This window comes from Arthrobacter sp. B055-34 (genome assembly GCF_059090425.1).
In genome coordinates this window covers 202,561-219,989 of the sequence record NZ_JBNHFQ010000008.1, presented here as the reverse complement: position 1 = coordinate 219,989, position 17,429 = coordinate 202,561, and the positions used below count along the sequence as shown (strand labels likewise).

Annotated in this window: 15 protein-coding genes and 1 tRNA gene; 12 read left to right on the top strand and 4 right to left on the bottom strand. The window is 67.8% G+C overall.

Annotated elements, in window-relative coordinates:
• Together AC5RWO_RS16360 and AC5RWO_RS16355 are read right to left on the bottom strand one after the other, a co-directional pair.
• Nucleotides 1-683, bottom strand: a 683-nt coding sequence (locus tag AC5RWO_RS16360; protein ID WP_498732590.1) for a DUF222 domain-containing protein, incomplete at its 3' end; no start/stop codon positions are given.
• A gap of 133 nt (nucleotides 684-816) precedes the next feature.
• Nucleotides 817-1,338, bottom strand: a complete 522-nt coding sequence (locus AC5RWO_RS16355; RefSeq protein ID WP_139004201.1) for a SixA phosphatase family protein — start codon at nucleotides 1,336-1,338, stop codon at nucleotides 817-819.
• Nucleotides 1,339-1,406: 68 nt separating this feature from the next.
• Here AC5RWO_RS16355 and AC5RWO_RS16350 point away from each other — a divergent pair, with 68 nt between their 5' ends.
• Nucleotides 1,407-2,858, top strand: coding sequence for a dihydrolipoyl dehydrogenase family protein (locus AC5RWO_RS16350; protein WP_498732589.1), 1,452 nt, complete (start codon nucleotides 1,407-1,409; stop codon nucleotides 2,856-2,858).
• Nucleotides 2,859-2,952: 94 nt separating this feature from the next.
• On the opposite strand, the gene AC5RWO_RS16345 is transcribed toward AC5RWO_RS16350, so the two are convergent.
• A complete protein-coding gene (locus tag AC5RWO_RS16345) occupies nucleotides 2,953-3,801 on the bottom strand; it encodes a winged helix-turn-helix domain-containing protein (protein ID WP_074699833.1) in 849 nt (282 codons plus the stop codon).
• 516 nt (nucleotides 3,802-4,317) lie between these two features.
• The gene (gene upp, locus AC5RWO_RS16340) at nucleotides 4,318-4,956 is read right to left on the bottom strand and encodes a uracil phosphoribosyltransferase (protein WP_074699834.1); all 639 of its coding nucleotides are present in this window, start codon (nucleotides 4,954-4,956) and stop codon (nucleotides 4,318-4,320) included.
• Between the two features lie 115 nt (nucleotides 4,957-5,071).
• On the opposite strand from upp, the gene tadA reads away from it, so the two are divergent.
• The 11 genes from tadA to AC5RWO_RS16285 all read left to right on the top strand — a co-directional run bounded on the left by tadA (nucleotide 5,072) and on the right by AC5RWO_RS16285 (nucleotide 17,426).
• Nucleotides 5,072-5,539: a tRNA adenosine(34) deaminase TadA gene (tadA, locus tag AC5RWO_RS16335; protein WP_498732588.1), complete on the top strand. Its 468-nt coding sequence runs from the start codon at nucleotides 5,072-5,074 to the stop codon at nucleotides 5,537-5,539.
• Nucleotides 5,540-5,593: 54 nt separating this feature from the next.
• Nucleotides 5,594-6,079, top strand: coding sequence for a pyridoxamine 5'-phosphate oxidase family protein (locus tag AC5RWO_RS16330; RefSeq protein ID WP_208575589.1), 486 nt, complete (start codon nucleotides 5,594-5,596; stop codon nucleotides 6,077-6,079).
• 100 nt (nucleotides 6,080-6,179) lie between these two features.
• Nucleotides 6,180-6,269 (top strand) — tRNA-Ser (locus AC5RWO_RS16325).
• 130 nt (nucleotides 6,270-6,399) lie between these two features.
• A complete protein-coding gene (locus AC5RWO_RS16320) occupies nucleotides 6,400-7,242 on the top strand; it encodes a thioesterase family protein (RefSeq protein ID WP_498732587.1) in 843 nt (280 codons plus the stop codon).
• A gap of 204 nt (nucleotides 7,243-7,446) precedes the next feature.
• Nucleotides 7,447-8,808, top strand: coding sequence for a flotillin family protein (locus tag AC5RWO_RS16315; RefSeq protein WP_498732586.1), 1,362 nt, complete (start codon nucleotides 7,447-7,449; stop codon nucleotides 8,806-8,808).
• A gap of 67 nt (nucleotides 8,809-8,875) precedes the next feature.
• Nucleotides 8,876-9,343, top strand: coding sequence for a 23S rRNA (pseudouridine(1915)-N(3))-methyltransferase RlmH (locus AC5RWO_RS16310; RefSeq protein WP_498732585.1), 468 nt, complete (start codon nucleotides 8,876-8,878; stop codon nucleotides 9,341-9,343).
• Between the two features lie 99 nt (nucleotides 9,344-9,442).
• The gene (locus AC5RWO_RS16305) at nucleotides 9,443-10,048 is read left to right on the top strand and encodes a hypothetical protein (RefSeq protein ID WP_498732584.1); all 606 of its coding nucleotides are present in this window, start codon (nucleotides 9,443-9,445) and stop codon (nucleotides 10,046-10,048) included.
• Nucleotides 10,049-10,146: 98 nt separating this feature from the next.
• Nucleotides 10,147-10,935: a YcnI family copper-binding membrane protein gene (locus AC5RWO_RS16300; protein WP_498732583.1), complete on the top strand. Its 789-nt coding sequence runs from the start codon at nucleotides 10,147-10,149 to the stop codon at nucleotides 10,933-10,935.
• 86 nt (nucleotides 10,936-11,021) lie between these two features.
• Nucleotides 11,022-11,714 carry a DUF4232 domain-containing protein gene (locus AC5RWO_RS16295; RefSeq protein ID WP_498732582.1) on the top strand — a complete coding sequence of 231 codons (693 nt, stop codon included), beginning with the start codon at nucleotides 11,022-11,024 and terminating at the stop codon, nucleotides 11,712-11,714.
• Nucleotides 11,715-11,761: 47 nt separating this feature from the next.
• The gene (locus tag AC5RWO_RS16290) at nucleotides 11,762-16,627 is read left to right on the top strand and encodes an ATP-dependent helicase (RefSeq protein ID WP_498732597.1); all 4,866 of its coding nucleotides are present in this window, start codon (nucleotides 11,762-11,764) and stop codon (nucleotides 16,625-16,627) included.
• Entirely contained in the window at nucleotides 16,620-17,426 is an 807-nt protein-coding gene (locus AC5RWO_RS16285) for an Fpg/Nei family DNA glycosylase (RefSeq protein WP_498732581.1), read from the top strand. The genes AC5RWO_RS16290 and AC5RWO_RS16285 overlap by 8 nt, the downstream gene beginning before the upstream one ends.
• Nucleotides 17,427-17,429 lie beyond the last annotated feature (3 nt).

Below are 17,429 nucleotides of genomic sequence, written 5' to 3'. Positions count from 1 at the left end.
GCTTGGGGCAGGACCCCGGCCTCGAACGCGGGCAAGAGTTCTTCGGGCAGGTCGGCGGAGCCGCGGGCGATCGCGGTGGCCCGCGGCAGGTCCAGGTGCCCGGCGGCCATCGCCTCCACCGTGGCCGGCAAATGCTCGCACAGCTGCGCGGCCTCGGTGAGGTCCTTCTGCGCAGCCCCGCGGGGCTGGGCCAGGGCCGCGGCGATCTCCGTCGCCGCGCAGGAAGAGAACCCGTGCGCGTTGCCCATCTCGGCGCCTTCGGCCGGGCGCAGCTCGGTGAACCGGCTCAACGCCTTCACCCGGCCGGCCTGCAGCCACGCCACCGCCTTCGCGGACGCCTGCAGGTAATCAATGGTCCCGACATCATCCAGGCCATCCGGATCAATCCGCTCCAAAACCGCGGCCAGCGCCGCCGGCGCCAGGTTCTCCCAGCCCTCCGGCAGGCCCGGCGCCTCCGGCAACACCGCAGCCGTCGCCAGGGTCCCGGCCGCTTCCTCGGCCGCTTCATCGAAGGGCTCCGAGTGCCGGCCGCCGAAGGCCAGGTTCTCCTCCGCCCAGGCGTCAAGCAGGAGTTTGTGCAGCATGATTTCCAGCAGCGAACTGCCCGCCAAACCGAGCGCCCGCAAACCGCGCTCCCGGTCCGGCTCCGCCGCCGGTATGAAATCAAACTGGAAATCTTCCATACCCCCACCCTACGAACCGCCTCTGACAGTTTGTGACCACGCGCACACCATGCGGTGGAAAACACTGGAAACATTCCGGCACGTGGCGAGCTTGCGTTGGCTGACCAGGGCGAGGTGATGCTGGGATTGCCGTTTAGCGGCGAACGACGAAACGCGTCAGCTTGGCGTCCCGGCCATCGAGCTCGGCCCAGCTCTTTTCGTGTTCGAACACCGTCAGGCCGGACGTCGGGTAGTGCGTGGCCATGTCCATCACCGACTCCTCGTCCGACTCGACGGATGCGAGCCGCATGGCCAGGTTCTGTACCGCGGGCATGTGGCTGATCACCAGCAGGCTCGTGATGGTATCGGGGAGCTGGTTGATCTCGCTGAGTACCTGCGTGGCCGAGGCTTCGTAAATTCCGTCGGAGAGCATCGGGGTGGGCGCTTTGTCGCCGAGTTCGTTGCAGATCCAGGTGCAGGTCTGCCGGGTGCGAAGCGCGGACGAGCACAAAATGAAGTCGGGAATGTGGCCCTGCTCCACCATCCACCGGCCGATCAGCGGCGCCTCGTTGTGTCCGCGCTGGGCCAGCGGCCGCTCGTGGTCGTCCACGCCCAAGGGCCAAGCGGCCTTCGCATGGCGCAGGATCAGCAGCTTCTTGATGTGGTGCTCGCTCATCCTCCGAGTCTAGCGGCGGCGCCGTCCGACCCCTTGTGCCGGGACGGAGCAACTGGAAGGCTCGGCACATGGCGGATCAAATGATAAAGGTGGACGTAATAGTCATTGGGGCGGGTGCCGTTGGCGAGAACGTGGCCGAACGCACGGCGCGCGGCGGCTTGAAGACCGTCCTGATCGAAAAGGCGCTGGTGGGCGGTGAATGTTCTTGTTGGGCTTGTATGCCTTCGAAGGCACTCTTGCGTCCCGGCACCGCGGTCAATGCCGCGCGCAGCATAGACGGCGCCAAACAGGCGGTAACCGGGTCGCTGGATGTGGATGCGGTGCTCCAGCGCCGGGACGGTTTTACTTCGCACTGGGACGACAAGTCACAGGTGGAGTGGGTGCACGGCGCTGGCATCGAACTGCTCCGCGGCACGGCCCGGCTAACCGGTGAGCGCACGGTGGAACTGGCTGCGGAGGACGGTACAACCACCTCCATCGAGGCGGGCCACGCCGTCGTACTGGCCACCGGCTCAGTGCCCACCGTTCCGCCGATCGAGGGTCTGGACAGCGTGGACTTCTGGGGCACGCGCGAAGCCACTGCCTCGCAGGAGATCCCGCAAAACCTGCTGGTGCTCGGCGGCGGGGTGTCCGGGGCGGAGTTGGCGCAGGCATATGCGCGGCTGGGATCAGCCGTCACGCTGGTTGCCCGCGGTGACCTGCTGGCCAATTACTCGGAACCGGCACGCCGCCTGGTGGAAGCCGGCCTGTGCGAGGACGGCATCGATGTCCGGCTGCACACCACCACGCAGAAGGCTGCGCAGGATGAATCGGGTATCCACTTGACGTTGATACCAACAGATAACGACGGCGGCGCCGCGCCTTCGAATGTCAGCGGCGCCAAGCTGCTGGTTTCCACCGGGCGCCATCCGGCCCTGGTCGACCTGGGCCTGGAAGCCATCGGCGTTGTTCCCGAGGACCTGGAGACCGATTCCAGTGGTCAGGTGGCAGGTGTGGAGGGTGGCTGGCTTTACGCTGTCGGCGACGCCGCGGGAAAAGCGTTGCTGACCCACCAGGGAAAGTACGAGGCCCGCGCCGCCGGAGAGGCAATCGCGGCAAGGGCCGCGGGCGACTTGGACGGCGGGACGCCGGAACCATGGAGCCGCTTCGCCGCCACCGCCGATGAGGCTGCGGTACCGTCAGTGGTCTTCACCGATCCGGAAGTGGCGATGGTGGGGCGGACCCTTGAGCAGGCACGGGAGGGCGGCGCCAATGCCAGAGGCGTTGAACTGCCGATCGCCGTCGCCGGTTCGGCGCTGCACGCGGACGGCTATGACGGCTGGGCGCAGCTGGTGGTGGACGAGGACCGGGAAGTAATTCTCGGCGCCACCTTTGCCGGCCCCGATGTCAGCGAGCTGCTGCACGCGGCGACCATCGCCGTCGTCGGCCAGGTTCCGTTGGACCGTCTCTGGCATGCCGTTCCGGCCTACCCCACCATCAGCGAAGTCTGGCTCCGGCTGCTCGAGGAATACGGCCTCTAAACGGCACCGGCGCCTGGCGAGCTTCAAGCGCTTTGGCTGCTTAAAACGGCGAGGGCGCCTCCTTGCGGAGACGCCCTCGGGCCACAAGCAGGACTTAGATGGAATACTCCGGTGCGGCCCAGACGACAACCTCGGGGTGCTCGTAGAAGCGGTAGCCCTGGCCGCGAACGGTGCGCACGGTGTTGGCCAGGCGCCCGAGCTTGGAACGCAGGCGGCGGATGTGCACGTCGATAGTGCGCTCGTTCGGCACCTCTTCGGCGTTCTTCCACAGACCGGAGAGCAGTTCATCGCGGCCCACGGTCCGGGTGGCATTTTCCACCAGGTAGTTGAGCAGCTCGAACTCCTTGAACGTTAGGTTCAGGGTTTCGCCGTCCAGGTGGACCTCGCGGCGGGACAGGTCGATCAGCACGCCGCTGGGACGGCTCGACTGCTGCGCCGTGTGCACCGTGCGCTGCTGGACCTCGGTCCGCGGACGGCGGCTGACGGTCGGATCGCCAAGGGCCTGGCGGACGACGTCGATATTCTCGCCCTGTGCGTCGGCAGGAGCCAGTGCGACGGCGGCGTGGCTCTGCGCTCCGGGAACCAGGGTCTGGACATAGGAGCGGATCTGGGAAGCAAGCTGTGTCAGCGATGTACCGGCTGCCGCGGCGGCGGACTCGTCCAGGCCTACATACAAAACAAACCCGCGGGCGACATTGTCAGCTGACACTGCCTGCGGGCCTGGTTCCCCATTGGGCGTAATCACCGGCGTGGGGGCGGTGGTCGGGTTGGCGGCATCGCCGTCGAACTGCCCGGGAACGGCGCGGAGCACACGGTACTGCTGAGCGGGATTGGCCTGGGGCGCGCCGTACTGCGGGCGGTTGAAGCCCTGGCGCTGGGCTGCAGCGGCCCGGTTCTGGGCGTTGCGGACGGAGATGTGGACGTATCCGGATGAAACTGACATGTTCTAAAACCTCATATGTGAATGGCCGTCATCGCGGCGCGAATGCATGGGTATGCCCGCACGGGATGCTGTTTGCCCGCCATCGGACAGATGAATTGCCTGAATAACTCTTGGGTGGTGAGTTAGGCCTGCATTCGACAACAGCACAAGGTCCATCCGGAATGGGATCCGGTGAGGATTGCTGCGGCTGCAGATGCTGTTGAAATGTTGTTCACGTCTCTGATTTTGTCCGTAATAAACGGTACGTGCAAGTAACAAAAGCTGATTCGTCTCGCATCGTGAGATTTCTGGCCCTTTTGTGTTCCAACTCACATTCAGAGTCCTGAATATTTATAAGGACCCTTATCGCGATGATGGCGAGGAGTCAGGGCATATTCATGCACGTTAACGGTATGTATATGCAGTTTGAACGATCATAGTTACCCGCAAAGATGCAAGTGTCCCACTATTTGGACTGCTGGGGTCCATAGTGAAGGTCTGTAGCACAACCGGCTGGAGGTGCTTCTCAGGTTTAGGTCAGCCGGCGATGCCGTACAGCCGGTCTCCAGCGTCGCCGAGACCCGGAACGATATAAGCGTGTTCATCCAGCCGATCGTCCACCGAAGCCAGCACGATGGTCACGTTTTCGGCATCGCCAAGTTCGGCCTCGAGCATCTTGAGCCCTTCGGGGGCGCCGAGCAGGCAAATGCAGGTCACGTCGGCGGCGCCCCGGGCGAACAGGAACTTGATCGCCTCGCGCAGGGTGCCGCCGGTGGCCAGCATCGGATCCAGCACGAAGACCTGGCGGCCGGTCAGATCAGCCGGCAGACGCTCGGCATAGGTGATGGCTTCGAGAGTCTCCTCGTTGCGCGCCATTCCGAGGAAACCGACCTCTGCGGTGGGAACCAGCTTGGTCATGCCCTCGAGCATGCCGAGTCCCGCGCGGAGAATGGGCACCACCAGCGGGGTGGGCTTGGTGAAGGCCGTCCCGACGGTCCTGGTCACGGGCGTCTCGATTTCCACCGGTTGCGTGCGCACGTCGCGCGTGGCCTCATACGCCAGCAGGGTCACCAGCTCTTCGGTCAACTGGCGGAAAACGGGCGACGGCGTGGTCTTGTCGCGGAGAACGGTGAGTTTGTGGGCAACAAGAGGGTGGTCCACTTCGAGTACGCGCATGCGTCAAAGTTACAGTCACGCGGATAGGCAGCACAAACACCCCCTGATTAGTCCGAGGGTGTCTGCGGCCGTACCGAAGTTGTCCGGAGCAGTGCCCGCGGCAACAATTGAGCATATGATGCCTGCCAATCCGCTGCACAGCGAGTGGATGGACCTTGCCCTGGAGCAGGCGCGCCTTGCCCTCATCACCGCGGACGTGCCGATCGGCGCCGTCGTTATCGGTCCGGACGGCACGGTCATCGGTTCAGGCCGGAATGAACGCGAAGCCCACCACGACCCCACCGCGCATGCAGAAATGGTTGCGATCCGCGAGGCGGCGCGGAAGCTGGACTCCTGGCGACTGGAGGGCTGCACCCTGGTGGTCACGCTGGAGCCGTGCGCCATGTGTGCCGGCGCGGTGGTTCTTGCCCGGGTTCCCACGGTGGTTTTCGGTGCGTGGGATGAGAAGGCCGGGGCCGCCGGCAGCGTGTTCGATATCCTCCGCGAGCGCCGGCTCAACCATTGGGTGGAGGTCCATCCCGAGGTCCGCGCCGATGAGTGCGGGAACCTGCTGCGGGAATTCTTCGAAGCCCACCGCGACTAGCCATCGCGCCGATAGCAAGTAGGCTTGGCATTTCCGGAACCCGAAAGGATAGCGATGACTCACCAAGAAAACGGACACCAGGAAGTAGCCAAGATCCTCAAGGATGCCGACATCGCGGTACTGACAACGGTGAACGCCGAAAACCAGCTGGTCAGCCGCCCGCTGGCCCTGCAGGCAGTCGAGTTCGACGGCCTCCTTTGGTTCTTCACCCAGGACCCCTCCCCCAAGGCCGACGAAATCCGCGCCAACCAGCAGGTCAACGTCTCGGTCCACGCCGGCGGCGGCTATCTCTCCATCTCCGGTACCGCGGACATTGTGCACAACAGGCCGAAGATCGATGATCTGTGGAGCGCCGCCGTCGAGCCATGGTTCGAGAACGGGAAGGATGATCCAGCTGTCGCCCTGATCCGGGTGGCGGCGGACACCGCCGAATACTGGACAGCCGACTCCCCCAAGGTTGCCACCCTGTTCAAGCTCGCCAAGGGAATGGTCACCGGTGAACAGCCCGACGTCGGTAAGAACGACGTCGTCGAGATGTAGCCGCGCTTGGGAGACATTTAGAGCCCGCGCCGGGCCGCGGACGAGCCGCTGATGCGCCGTTTTGGGCCACAGCCCAACTACCGGTAAAGTTGACGCGTCTGGTGACGTGTCCGAGCGGCCGAAGGTGCAACACTCGAAATGTTGTTTGGTGTAAAAGCCAACGTGGGTTCAAATCCCACCGTCACCGCCACTGATAGCCCCGCAACCACCACGGTTGCGGGGCTATTGTTTTTTCCCGGCCCGTCCCGGCGCAGGCCGGCCGGATCCCGCTGCGGTCTGAGCGATTCCACATCCTCGGCGGCGATCACTAAAGTTGGACCATGGCCGACTCCCTCACCACCACCGCCACGGAACATATTGGTGCCGCGGGCGAAACGCTCCCGGACGCCTACTACATCCGGCTGGACGACACCCGCTTCCACTCGACGCTGCACTCGCAGGGTGCCTGGAATGCGCACGAGCAGCACATGGCCAGCGCTTCGGGCTTGCTGATCCACGCGGTCCAGCAGAACCATCCGCGGCCGGAAGTCGCCCTGAGCCAGGTCACGTTCGAGATCCTCGGCGTCATCCCGGGCGGCGAAATCGAGGTGACAACCGAGGTAGTCCGACCCGGCCGCACCATCGAACTGATCGAGGCGACGCTGAGCGGCAACGGCCGCCCGGCCATCCGCGCCCTGGTCTGGCGCCTGCTCACCGGTGACACCAGTGAAGTGGCCGGCGGCGATGGCGGCCAGCTCAAGCCGCCCGCCGAATGCGCGCCCTATGAAATGGAGTCAGTCTGGGACGGCGGCTTCATCGCGTCCACCGAATTCCGTGTCGCGGAGCGGTACCGCCCCGGCAGCGGCGCCGCGTGGATACGCACGCCATACGCAATTGTGGACGGCGAGGAGTCCGAGCCCATCGCCCGCTTCATGGGCCATGTTGATACGGCCAACGGGATTGCGGTCCGGCAAAGCCCGCGGGAGTACATGTTCCCCAACCTGGACCTCACCGTGCACCTGTTCCGCCAGCCCGAGGGCGACTGGACCGGCATGGACACCCGCGTGCACTTCGGCGCGTCCGGCGTTGGCATGACCGCCACGGACCTTTACGACGAGCGGGGCCTTGTGGGCAAAGCCGCGCAGATCCTCACCGTGCGCAAGTTCCCCGAGCCGAAGGCATAAGCGCCAAACCCCGCAACGAACGACGACGGCGAGGCTCACCTTAGCGCGGCGCTGCTCGCCTTTGCGGAGGCTGATGCGGTCCTCCACAGCTGGTGAAAGCTTCCACCAGCCCATGGCCTAGGATCGAAGTGGGGCCGCCGAAGTGACGCACCAGACAACGGCGGTTGTCTGTCCTGCCCAGTCTCGCAAAGAAAGCAGTCCGCCGTGGAGTTAGTTCTGCCAGCCGTTCTCGTCGTCGTCGTTCTCATCATTATTTTCAGTTTCATGCGGGCCTACCGCGTCGCCGGTCCTTCCGAGGCGCTGATCATCACCGGCCGGGGCGGCCAGGATGACCAGCGGGTGGTCTCCGGCGGACGCGTCATTGTGTACCCATTCATCCAGCGGGCTTACACCATGTCGCTGGCCTCGCGCCAGATCCGGGTGGAGATCGACGGCATCTCGAAGAACGGCATCCAGCTCCAGCTCACCGGCGTGGCGCAGGTCAAGGTCGGCGGAGACGATATCTCCATCCGCCGGGCCGCGCAGCGTTTCCTCAACCAGCAGGACCAGATCGACCACTACACGCAGGAAATCCTGGCGGGCTCGCTGCGCGCCGTCGTCGGAACGCTGACGGTGGAGCAGATCATCCAGGACCGCGCGTCCTTCGCCGCCTCGGTCTCCGAAGAGGCCGAACACTCCATGAACAACCAGGGCTTGGTCATCGACACCTTCCAGATCTCGGCTGTGGATGATGAAGGCGACTACATCAACAACATGGGCCGCCCGCAGGCCGCCGAGGTGGCCAAGCTCGCCGCCATCGCCGAGGCGCAGGCCACGCGCGAGGCCTCCGAGGCACAGGCCCTGGCCGATGAGAAGGTTGCCATCGCCCAGCGCACGCTGGCCCTGAAGCAGGCCGAAATCAAGGAAGAGACCGATGCCCGGCTGGCCGCTGCCAACGCCGCCGGCCCGCTGGCCGAAGCCGCGCAGCGCCAGCGGATCCTGGAGCAGGAAGAACTGGTTGCTGTCCGCCAGGCGGAACTGAAGGCCAAGCAGTTGGACACCGAAGTGCGCCGGCCGGCCGATGCGGAACGTTACCGCCAGGTGCAGATCGCCGAGGCCGCCAAGACCCAGTCCATGCTGGCCGCCGAAGCCGAACTGGCCCGCCGTGAAAACGAAGCCAAGGCAGTGGAGCTTGAAGGTGCCGCCAAGGCCGCCGCCATCCGCGCGCAGGGTGAAGCAGAGGCCGCATCCACGCTGGCCAAGGCCGAGGCCTACAAGCAGTTCAACGACGCCGCCGTGCTGGACCGGATGCTGGACACGCTCCCCCTGATCGCGCACGAGCTGGCGGCACCGTACGCCAACATCTCGGAGCTGAACGTCATCTCCAACGACGGCGAAAGCAAGCTCAGCCAGAACATCTCCACCAACCTGGTGGAAACGCTGTCCATGCTCAAGACGATGACCGGCGTGGACCTGACCGACGTCGCCCGCAACATGACGGCCGAAAAGACATCCAAGGCGGGGGCTACCGGAACCAGCACGGATCTGCTGGCGGCCTCCGACAACCATGAGCGCGCCGGAGGCTAGCGGTAACTCTGTTGGACCGGCGGGGCTCCTGGCCCGCCGGGCGGCAGCCGGATGACAAGATAGTCCAATGGCACTTCGCATTCTGACCGTCGGCCGCAAGCACGAGCCCTGGGTGGCCGAGGGGATCGACCGCTACGAGAAGCGGATGAAGAAGCCCTTCGATGTCACCTGGCTGCCCATCCCGCATTCCGCCCGCGAGCACGACGCTGCCCGCAAGGAGGAATCCGAGCAGCTGCTGGGCAAGCTGGGCGGCAAGTACGCCAACGACTTTGTCATCCTGCTGGACGAACGCGGCAAGAATATCGACTCGCCCACGCTGGCCCGCACGCTGCAGGCGCCGCTGGATACCTCGCGCAACATCACGTTGATCATCGGCGGCGCCTATGGCGTGGACCAGAGCATCCACCAGCGCGCCGATTTCGTCTGGTCCCTGTCCAAGCTGGTGTTCCCGCACCAGCTGGTCCGGCTGATCCTGATCGAACAGCTCTACCGGGCTCAGGAAATTGCAAGCGGCCGACCCTACCATCACGAGTGAGGCAACAGGGGCTGTGCCGGATGCATGATTTGAGGCGCGCGGGTCCCTGGCGGCTAGACTTTTACAGACTGTAGAAGAACGGCAGGAAGGGAGGCGGCCATGCATTCCGCGGCTCCCGTCCGCCTGCTCCGCGCCGCCGCCGTGAGCGCCACCGTGTTGTGCCTCGCCGCCGCCGCGCACGTGGCCGGCGGTGGCACTATGCCGGCCTCCGGCGTCGTTATTGGCCTGAGTGCGCTGACGCTGCTTCCGGTGACCTTGCTCGCCGGCCGCAAACTCGGCCCCACCACGATGGCCGCCATCCTCGCGGGCAGCCAACTGGCCCTGCACCAGGCCTTCACCGCTCTCAGTACGACGGCGGTGTGCACCGAAGCGGGCCACCACGCCTATGCGGGGGCCGGGTCGCTGGAATGCGTGGCCGGTGCCGCTGGTGTTGCTGTGCACGGACCGGCCGAGCATGGTGCTGCCATGGTGGTCGCCCACGTGCTCGCCGCCGCGCTGACCGGGCTGCTCCTGGTCCGGGGCGAAGAGGCCGTCTGGGCGCTTGCCGCCTGGCTTCGGCCGCTCGCCAAGCTGCCCTCCGCCGTCGTTCTTCCCATTCGTCCCGCCCAGAGCGCGCCGGCACCCGGTACGTTGCTGCGCCCGCGGACCCTGTGCCAGCTGAAGCTGGAGCCGCTGCGCGGGCCACCGGCGCTTTCCTTTCACTAAGCCATCCGGCTTGCAGCGTTCCGGGCAACACCCCGGCCATCGCCCGCAGGCCATCCAGCTCACGCGCCCTGCTTGGCGCACCCTGAAAGGGAATAGCCATGACCACCCAGACCACGAACCCTGCCCGCACCGCTGGCGCTGCCAACACTAACCGCCGCACGGCGCGCACCCTGCGCGCCGGGCTTGCCGCCGCCGCGACCATCGGGCTCCTCGGCTTCGGTGCCGCCGCGGCCTCGGCCCACGTCCATGTCACCCCGGACAGCACGGCTGCCGGCTCCTCGTCCCTGCTCACCTTCGACTTCTCGCACGGCTGCGAGGCTGCCCCCACCACCGAAATTGCCATCAGCCTGCCGGAGCAGATCGACGACGCCACGCCTACGGCGCATCCGGGCTGGGACGTCGAGAAGGTCGAGGAGACGTTGGAGACGCCCAAGAAGCTCGAGAACGGGACCACCATCACCAAGCGCGTGAGCGAGATCGTCTACACCGCGAAGGAGCCGCTGGCCGACGGCGTCCGCGATGCCTTCCAGATCCAGGTCCAGCTGCCGGCGGCCGAGGGCGAAACGCTGGCCTTCCCCGTACTGCAGACCTGCACCGAGGGGTCCACGGACTGGGCGCAGGTCGCCGAAGCGGGCCAGGACTCCCACGACCTGGAATCCCCCGCGCCGTCGTTCGCGGTAACCGCGGCCGAGGCGGCGGGCCAGGGCCACGGCACGGCCGCGGGCTCCGCCGACACGGAGCAGGCGTCGAACACCTCCGCGGCCGGTGCCGGTGGAACCAACGACGGCGGTGCGGCCACGGCCGGCTGGGTCGGCCTCGGGGCCGGGCTGATGGGCCTGCTCGCGGGCGTCGCGGCGCTGGTTCGCACCCGCGGAGTGAAGAAGTAAAGAACGCTCCGCAAAAAGTCGGCGAAACCCGGTCCTTGGCGGCCGGGTTTCGTTGACTCCGGGCCGGCTGGCCGTACGCTGGTGTCATGGTGAAACGTAACAAGCTGCCCGGTGCAGCAGCGGCAGTTCTGATGGGTTGTGCTGTACTGCTGGCCGGGTGCGGCCAACCGGAATCGCAGGAGCCCGCCGGCAGTGTTCCCGCAACGTCTCCTGCCGCCCCCGAGGCCTCGGAGCAGGCCTCCGGTTCGGCGTCGGGGTCCGGCTCCGCCGCCACCGAAAGCACGCCTGCGGAGGAAGCAGAAACCTCCGCCCCGGCCGCCGAAGAGACGGACGCGCCGGCCCAGGGCACCGCTGAAACGGGCGAGTGCAAGGCGGACCAGTTGGAGGCCGCCATCAAGACCGAGCCGGGGGCCGGCGCGGCCGGCAGCGTCTACCGCAGCCTGGTGGTCACCAACATCGACTCCGAGGACTGCACCGTCCGCGGCTACCCCGGGGTGTCCTACGTGGACGCCGCCGGCAACCAGGTCGGCGCGCCGGCGGACCGGGATCCGGCAGCGGAAGCCGTGACCGTAACGCTGGCGCCGGGCGAATCCGCCGTTGCCCAGCTGCAGCAGACCAACGCGGGCAACTACGGTCCCGAATGCAACCAGGCGGACGTGGCCGGGGTGCGCGTGTACCCGCCGAACGACACCGCCTGGCTGACCGCGCCGCAGGAGACCATCGGCTGCGCGAACGAGGCCGTGGTGCTCATGACGGTCGGCACTTTTGTAGCCGCATAACCGCTTACCGGATGCATCCTGTCAGTGCCGGGCGATAGTCTCGAACTATCGAAAACAGCTCGCCGGTTCTGTCCAGGTTCTCCCCGGCCACAAGCGCGTGGTTCGCCGGGGCTTTCAGAGCGCCCACGGACGCGCAGGAGGGCGCCTGGAACGCCATCTCGGCCGGCTCCCATGCGCTGGTGGTCGCCCCTACCGGCTCCGGCAAAACGCTGGCGGCCTTCCTCTGGGCGCTGGACAGCTTCATCACCGCGGCCGAACAGGCCCCGGAACTGCCCATCGAAGAACTCCCGGCAGGCAAGCGCGGCAAGAAACCCTCCCGCGGCACCAAGGTCCTCTACATCTCGCCGCTGAAGGCCCTGGGCGTGGACGTGGAACGGAACCTGCGTGCCCCGCTGATCGGCATCACCCAGACCGCCAGGCGCCTTGGGCTGCCCGCCCCTGACATCACGGTAGGCGTGAGGTCCGGGGACACCCCGGCGTCGGACCGGCGCAGACTGCTCACCCACCCGCCTGACATCCTGATTACGACGCCGGAATCCCTGTTCCTGATGCTGACTTCCAGGGCGCGCGAGACTTTAGCGGCGGTGGACACGGTCATTGTGGACGAGGTCCACGCCGTCGCCGGGACCAAGCGCGGCGCCCATCTGGCCCTGTCGCTGGAGCGGCTGGACGCGCTGCTGCCGAAACGTGCCCAGCGGATCGGGCTTTCGGCCACGGTTGAACCGCTGGACACGGTGGCCCGCTTCCTCGGCGGCAGCGCGCCGGTGGAAATCGTGGCGCCGCCGTCGCAGAAGAAATGGGACCTGACCGTCTCCGTCCCGGTGGAGGACATGACGGCGCTGGCGGCACCGTCGGCGGAGGAACTCGGGCCGGGCGCGCAGCCGGCATCCATCTGGCCGCATGTCGAAGAGAAGATCGTGGATCTGATCGCCGCGAACCGGTCCACCATTGTTTTCGCCAACTCCCGGCGGCTGGCCGAACGGCTCACGGCCCGGTTCAACGAGATCTGGGCCGAACGCCAGGCCGCAGCCGATGTCTGGGCGACGGAACAGCCACCGGACAATGCCGCCGGGGCCGACGGGACGTCAGCCGGTGCCGAACCTGTCACAGAGGCCGGTCCAGCCGTTGCCGGTTCCCCGCCGCGCATGCCCGCCCAAATCATGGCGCAGGCCGGTTCGATGTCCGGGGCGGAGCCGTTGCTGGCGCGTGCCCACCACGGGTCGGTCAGCAAGGACCAGCGCGCCCTGATCGAAGATGACCTGAAGTCCGGCCGGCTGCGCTGCGTGGTCGCCACCTCCAGCCTGGAACTGGGCATCGACATGGGCGCCGTGGATCTGGTGGTCCAGGTGGAGTCCCCGCAATCGGTGGCCAGCGGGCTGCAGCGCGTGGGCCGGGCCGGGCACCAGGTCGGCGAGACCTCGCAGGGGGTACTGTTCCCCAAGCACCGGCAGGACCTGGTCAACACCACCGTCACGGTGGAGCGCATGCTGGCCGGACGGATCGAGCCCCTCTACATTCCGGCCAATCCGCTGGACATCCTCGCCCAGCAAACGGTGGCGGCCACAGCATTAGGTCCCGTAGAGGTAGAGGAATGGTTCGACGTCGTACGCCGCTCCGCACCCTTCGGCACTCTGCCGCGCTCCGCCTTCGAGGCCACCCTCGATCTGCTCGCTGGCCGCTACCCCTCGGACGAGTTCGCCGAACTGCGCCCGCGGATTATCTGGGACCGCGTGGCCGGAACCATCACCGGGCGGCCGGGTGCGCAGCGGCTGGCGGTCACGTCCGGCGGCACCATTCCGGACCGCGGGCTCTTCGGCGTTTACCTGGTGGGCTCCGAAGACGGCGCGGGCAAGGGCGGCAGGCGGGTCGGCGAGCTGGACGAGGAGATGGTCTACGAATCGCGTGTGGGGGACGTGTTCGCCCTCGGCGCCACGAGCTGGCGGATCGAGGACATCACCCATGACCGGGTGCTTGTCTCCCCCGCCTTCGGCCAGCCCGGCAAGCTCCCGTTCTGGAAGGGCGATTCGCTCGGCCGGCCGGTGGAGCTGGGCCGCGCGTTGGGCGCTTTTGTGCGCGAGCTGGCCGCAACGGCACCCGAGCCGGCGCTGGAGCGGCTGCGCGGAAACGGCCTGGACGAGTGGGCCGCCGCCAACCTGGTGGCCTATCTGGCCGAGCAGCGGCAGGCCACGGACGTGGTGCCGAGCGACCGGGCGCTGGTGGTGGAGCGCTTCCACGACGAACTCGGCGACTGGCGGGTGGTGCTGCACAGCCCGTTCGGCATGCCCGTGCACGCGCCGTGGGCCCTCGCCGTCGGCGCCCGGCTGCACCAGCGCTACGGCCTGGACGGTTCGGCGATGGCCGCGGATGACGGCATTGTCCTGCGCGTGCCGATGATGGAAGACGAGCCGCCGGGCGCGGAGCTGTTCCTGTTCGACCCGGAGGAGCTGGACCAGATCGTCACCGCCGAGGTGGGCGGTTCCGCCCTGTTCGCGTCCCGGTTCCGCGAATGCGCGGCCCGCGCGCTGCTGCTCCCCCGGCAGAACCCGGCCAAACGCACCCCGCTGTGGCAGCAGCGCCAGCGCTCGGCCCAGCTGCTGGATGTCGCCCGGAAGTACCCCACGTTCCCCATCGTGCTCGAAACCGTGCGCGAATGCCTGCAGGATGTCTATGACCTCCCCGCTCTGAAAGACATCGCCTCGTCCATCGAGCGCCGGGAACTGCGCATGGTCGAGACCACCACGCCGCAACCTTCGCCGTTCGCCCGCTCCCTGCTCTACGGCTATGTGGCGTCCTTCCTCTACGAAGGCGATTCCCCGCTGGCCGAGCGGCGCGCGGCGGCCCTCTCGCTGGATCCGTCGCTGCTCAATGACCTGCTGGGCCGGGCGGAACTGCGCGAACTGCTGGACGCGGACATTATCGCCCGCACGGAGCGCGAACTCCAGCGCCTCAGCGAGGATCGGAAGGTCCGCGGCATCGAGGGCATCGCGGACCTGCTGCGGCTGCTCGGACCGCTCACGACGGCGGAAATCGCCTTGCGCGTCGAACTCCCCGAGGGCTCGGGGCCGGCGGAAGCCGAGACCACGACGCCGGATAGCGAGGCTGCGGTGGACGGTGCCGCCGCGGCCTACGTCGAGCCGCTGCTGGCGGAACTGGCCAAAGCCAACCGCGCACTCAAGGTGGGCATCGCCGGCGTCGGGCGCTGGGCCGCCGTCGAAGACGCCGCGCGGCTGCGCGACGCACTCGGTGTCCCGCTGCCGATGGGGGTGCCGCTGGCCTTCATCGAGCCGGTGGCGGATCCGCTCGGCGACCTGGTGGGCCGCTATGCCCGCACACACGGTCCGTTCACCGCGCCGGAATGCGCGGCCCGGCTGGGGCTCGGCGTGGCCGTGGTGGACACGGCACTGCGCCGGCTGCTCAAGGACGGCCGCGTGGCCGAGGGCGAGTTCCGTCCGCCGGAAAGCGCCGTCCCGCCGGTGACCGGCGTGGTGGAGTGGTGCGATGTCGAGGTGCTGCGCAAGATCCGCCGCCGCTCGCTGGCCGCCCTCCGCCAGGAGGTGGAGCCGGTGGACCCGGCCACGTACGCGCGGTTCCTGCCGGTCTGGCAGAACGTGGGCTCCGGCCTGCGGGGGCTCGACGGGGTGGCCACCGTGATCGACCAGCTCTCCGGCGTGCCCGTTCCGGCGTCGGCCTGGGAGCCCCTGATCCTGGGCACCCGGGTGGCCAACTACGCGCCGTCGATGCTGGACGAGCTGACCGCTACCGGCGAGGTGCTGTGGGCCGGGGCCGGATCGCTGGCCGGAAACGACGGCTGGATCACGCTGCAGCTGGCCGAGAACGCCCCGCTGACGCTGAACCCGCAGCCCGATTTCGAGCCCAGCGTGCTGCAGTACGAACTGCTGAACCTGCTTGCCTCCGGCGGGCAGTTCGGCGGCGCCGCCTTCTTCTTCCGCCAGCTCGCGGATGCGCTGGCCGCCGGCGGCACCCAGGCAACGGATACCGACGTGGTGACCGCCCTGTGGGAACTCGTCTGGGCCGGGCGGATCACCAATGACACGTTCACGCCGGTGCGCGCCCTGCTCGCCGGCGGGACCACCGCGCATAAGCAGCGGCCGTCCGCGCCGCGGGCCCGCTCGGCACGGCTGGGCCGGATCGGGCGGATGCACGGGCTGGGCACGGGGACCGGCCTCGGGTCGGGAGCCGGGCTGAGGCCGGGCGCCGGAGCGGGTCACTCCGGCCGCGCCGCCCTCCCGCTCGCGGCCGGTCGCTGGTCGCTGCTGCCGGCGCCGGAAGCGGATCCGACCATCCACGCGCATGCCACCGCCGAACTGATGCTGGACCGCTACGGCGTGGTGACCCGCGGCTCGGTGGCCAACGAAGGGATTCCGGGCGGCTTCGGGCTGCTCTACAAGGTGCTGGCGCGACTGGAGGAAACCGGGCGCTGCCGGCGCGGCTACTTCATCGAACATCTCGGCGCCGCGCAGTTCGCGGTACCCGCCACCGTGGACCGGCTGCGTTCCTTCAACCGCGACGCGCAGCTGGCCGAGCAGGCCCCGGCCGCGCTCGCCCTCGCCGCCACGGATCCGGCCAATCCCTACGGGGCTGCGCTGCCGTGGCCGGTCCAGGACGGCGGACACCGGCCTGGCCGCAAGGCGGGTGCCTTGGTAGTGCTGGTGGACGGGGAGCTGGCGCTGTATGTGGAGCGCGGCGGCAAGACGCTGCTGACCTTCACCGAGGATCCGGTCGCGCTGACACTGTGTGCCGAGGCCTTGGTGGGCATCATCCGCCGCGGCGCCGCGGACAAGATGGCGGTGGAGAAGGTCAACGGCGCACCCGTGCTGGACACGGACGTGGCTCGGGCGCTGACCGGCGCCGGCTTCTACACCACGCCGCGGGGACTGAGGTTCCGTGCCTGAGGGGGACAACGTCTGGCGCACCGCGCGCAGCCTGCACGCGGCGCTGGCCGGGCAAGTGCTGCTGCGCTCGGACTTCCGTGTGCCCAAGCTGGCCACCCTGGACCTCGCGGGCAACACCGTGGACAACGTTGTCTCGCGCGGCAAGCACCTGCTGATGCGCACCTCCGGCCCCGCCGGGGACCTGAGCATCCATTCCCACCTGCTGATGGACGGCAGCTGGCGGATCTACGCCCCGGGCCAGCCGTGGAACAAGCCGGCATTCCAGGCCCGCGTGGTGCTGGAGACCAAGCCGGCCACCGCCGTCGGGTTCCTGCTGGGCATCCTCGAAGTAATACCGACGGCGGAGGAAGCCCAGGCGGTGGGCCATCTGGGGCCGGATCTGCTGGGCCCGGACTGGGACGCGGAGGAGGCGCTGCGGCGGCTGCGCTCGGACCCGGAGCGCGGCATCGGCCTGGCGCTGCTGGACCAGCGGAACATGGCCGGCGTGGGCAACGTCTACCGCTGCGAACTGTGCTTCCTGGCCGGTGTGCACCCGCTGGCGAAGGTAGGACAGGTACCGGACCTGCCTAGGATCGTGCAGCTGGCCAAGACCCTGCTCGAAGCGAACAAGGACCGGAACCGGCGCAACACCGTCGGCGGGCCGGCGGGCCGGAACGCGAGTCCGGTCTGGGTCTACGGCCGCGCCGGACAGCCCTGCCTGCGCTGCCGCACCCCGGTGGTCCATACCAAGCTGGGCGAGACGGAGCTAACGGAGCGGGACCTGTATTTCTGCCCGCGCTGCCAGCCCGAGACCATATGATTA

Excerpts from the sequence above, each read along its gene's own strand:
- AC5RWO_RS16355 (WP_139004201.1), bottom strand. The coding sequence starts at position 1,338 with ATGAGCGAGCACCACATCAAGAAGCTGCTGATCCTGCGCCATGCGAAG.
- AC5RWO_RS16350 (WP_498732589.1), top strand. The coding sequence starts at position 1,407 with ATGGCGGATCAAATGATAAAGGTGGACGTAATAGTCATTGGGGCGGGT.
- AC5RWO_RS16345 (WP_074699833.1), bottom strand. The coding sequence starts at position 3,801 with ATGTCAGTTTCATCCGGATACGTCCACATCTCCGTCCGCAACGCCCAG.
- upp (WP_074699834.1), bottom strand. The coding sequence starts at position 4,956 with ATGCGCGTACTCGAAGTGGACCACCCTCTTGTTGCCCACAAACTCACC.
- tadA (WP_498732588.1), top strand. The coding sequence starts at position 5,072 with ATGATGCCTGCCAATCCGCTGCACAGCGAGTGGATGGACCTTGCCCTG.
- AC5RWO_RS16330 (WP_208575589.1), top strand. The coding sequence starts at position 5,594 with ATGACTCACCAAGAAAACGGACACCAGGAAGTAGCCAAGATCCTCAAG.
- AC5RWO_RS16320 (WP_498732587.1), top strand. The coding sequence starts at position 6,400 with ATGGCCGACTCCCTCACCACCACCGCCACGGAACATATTGGTGCCGCG.
- AC5RWO_RS16310 (WP_498732585.1), top strand. The coding sequence starts at position 8,876 with ATGGCACTTCGCATTCTGACCGTCGGCCGCAAGCACGAGCCCTGGGTG.
- AC5RWO_RS16305 (WP_498732584.1), top strand. The coding sequence starts at position 9,443 with ATGCATTCCGCGGCTCCCGTCCGCCTGCTCCGCGCCGCCGCCGTGAGC.
- AC5RWO_RS16300 (WP_498732583.1), top strand. The coding sequence starts at position 10,147 with ATGACCACCCAGACCACGAACCCTGCCCGCACCGCTGGCGCTGCCAAC.
- AC5RWO_RS16295 (WP_498732582.1), top strand. The coding sequence starts at position 11,022 with ATGGTGAAACGTAACAAGCTGCCCGGTGCAGCAGCGGCAGTTCTGATG.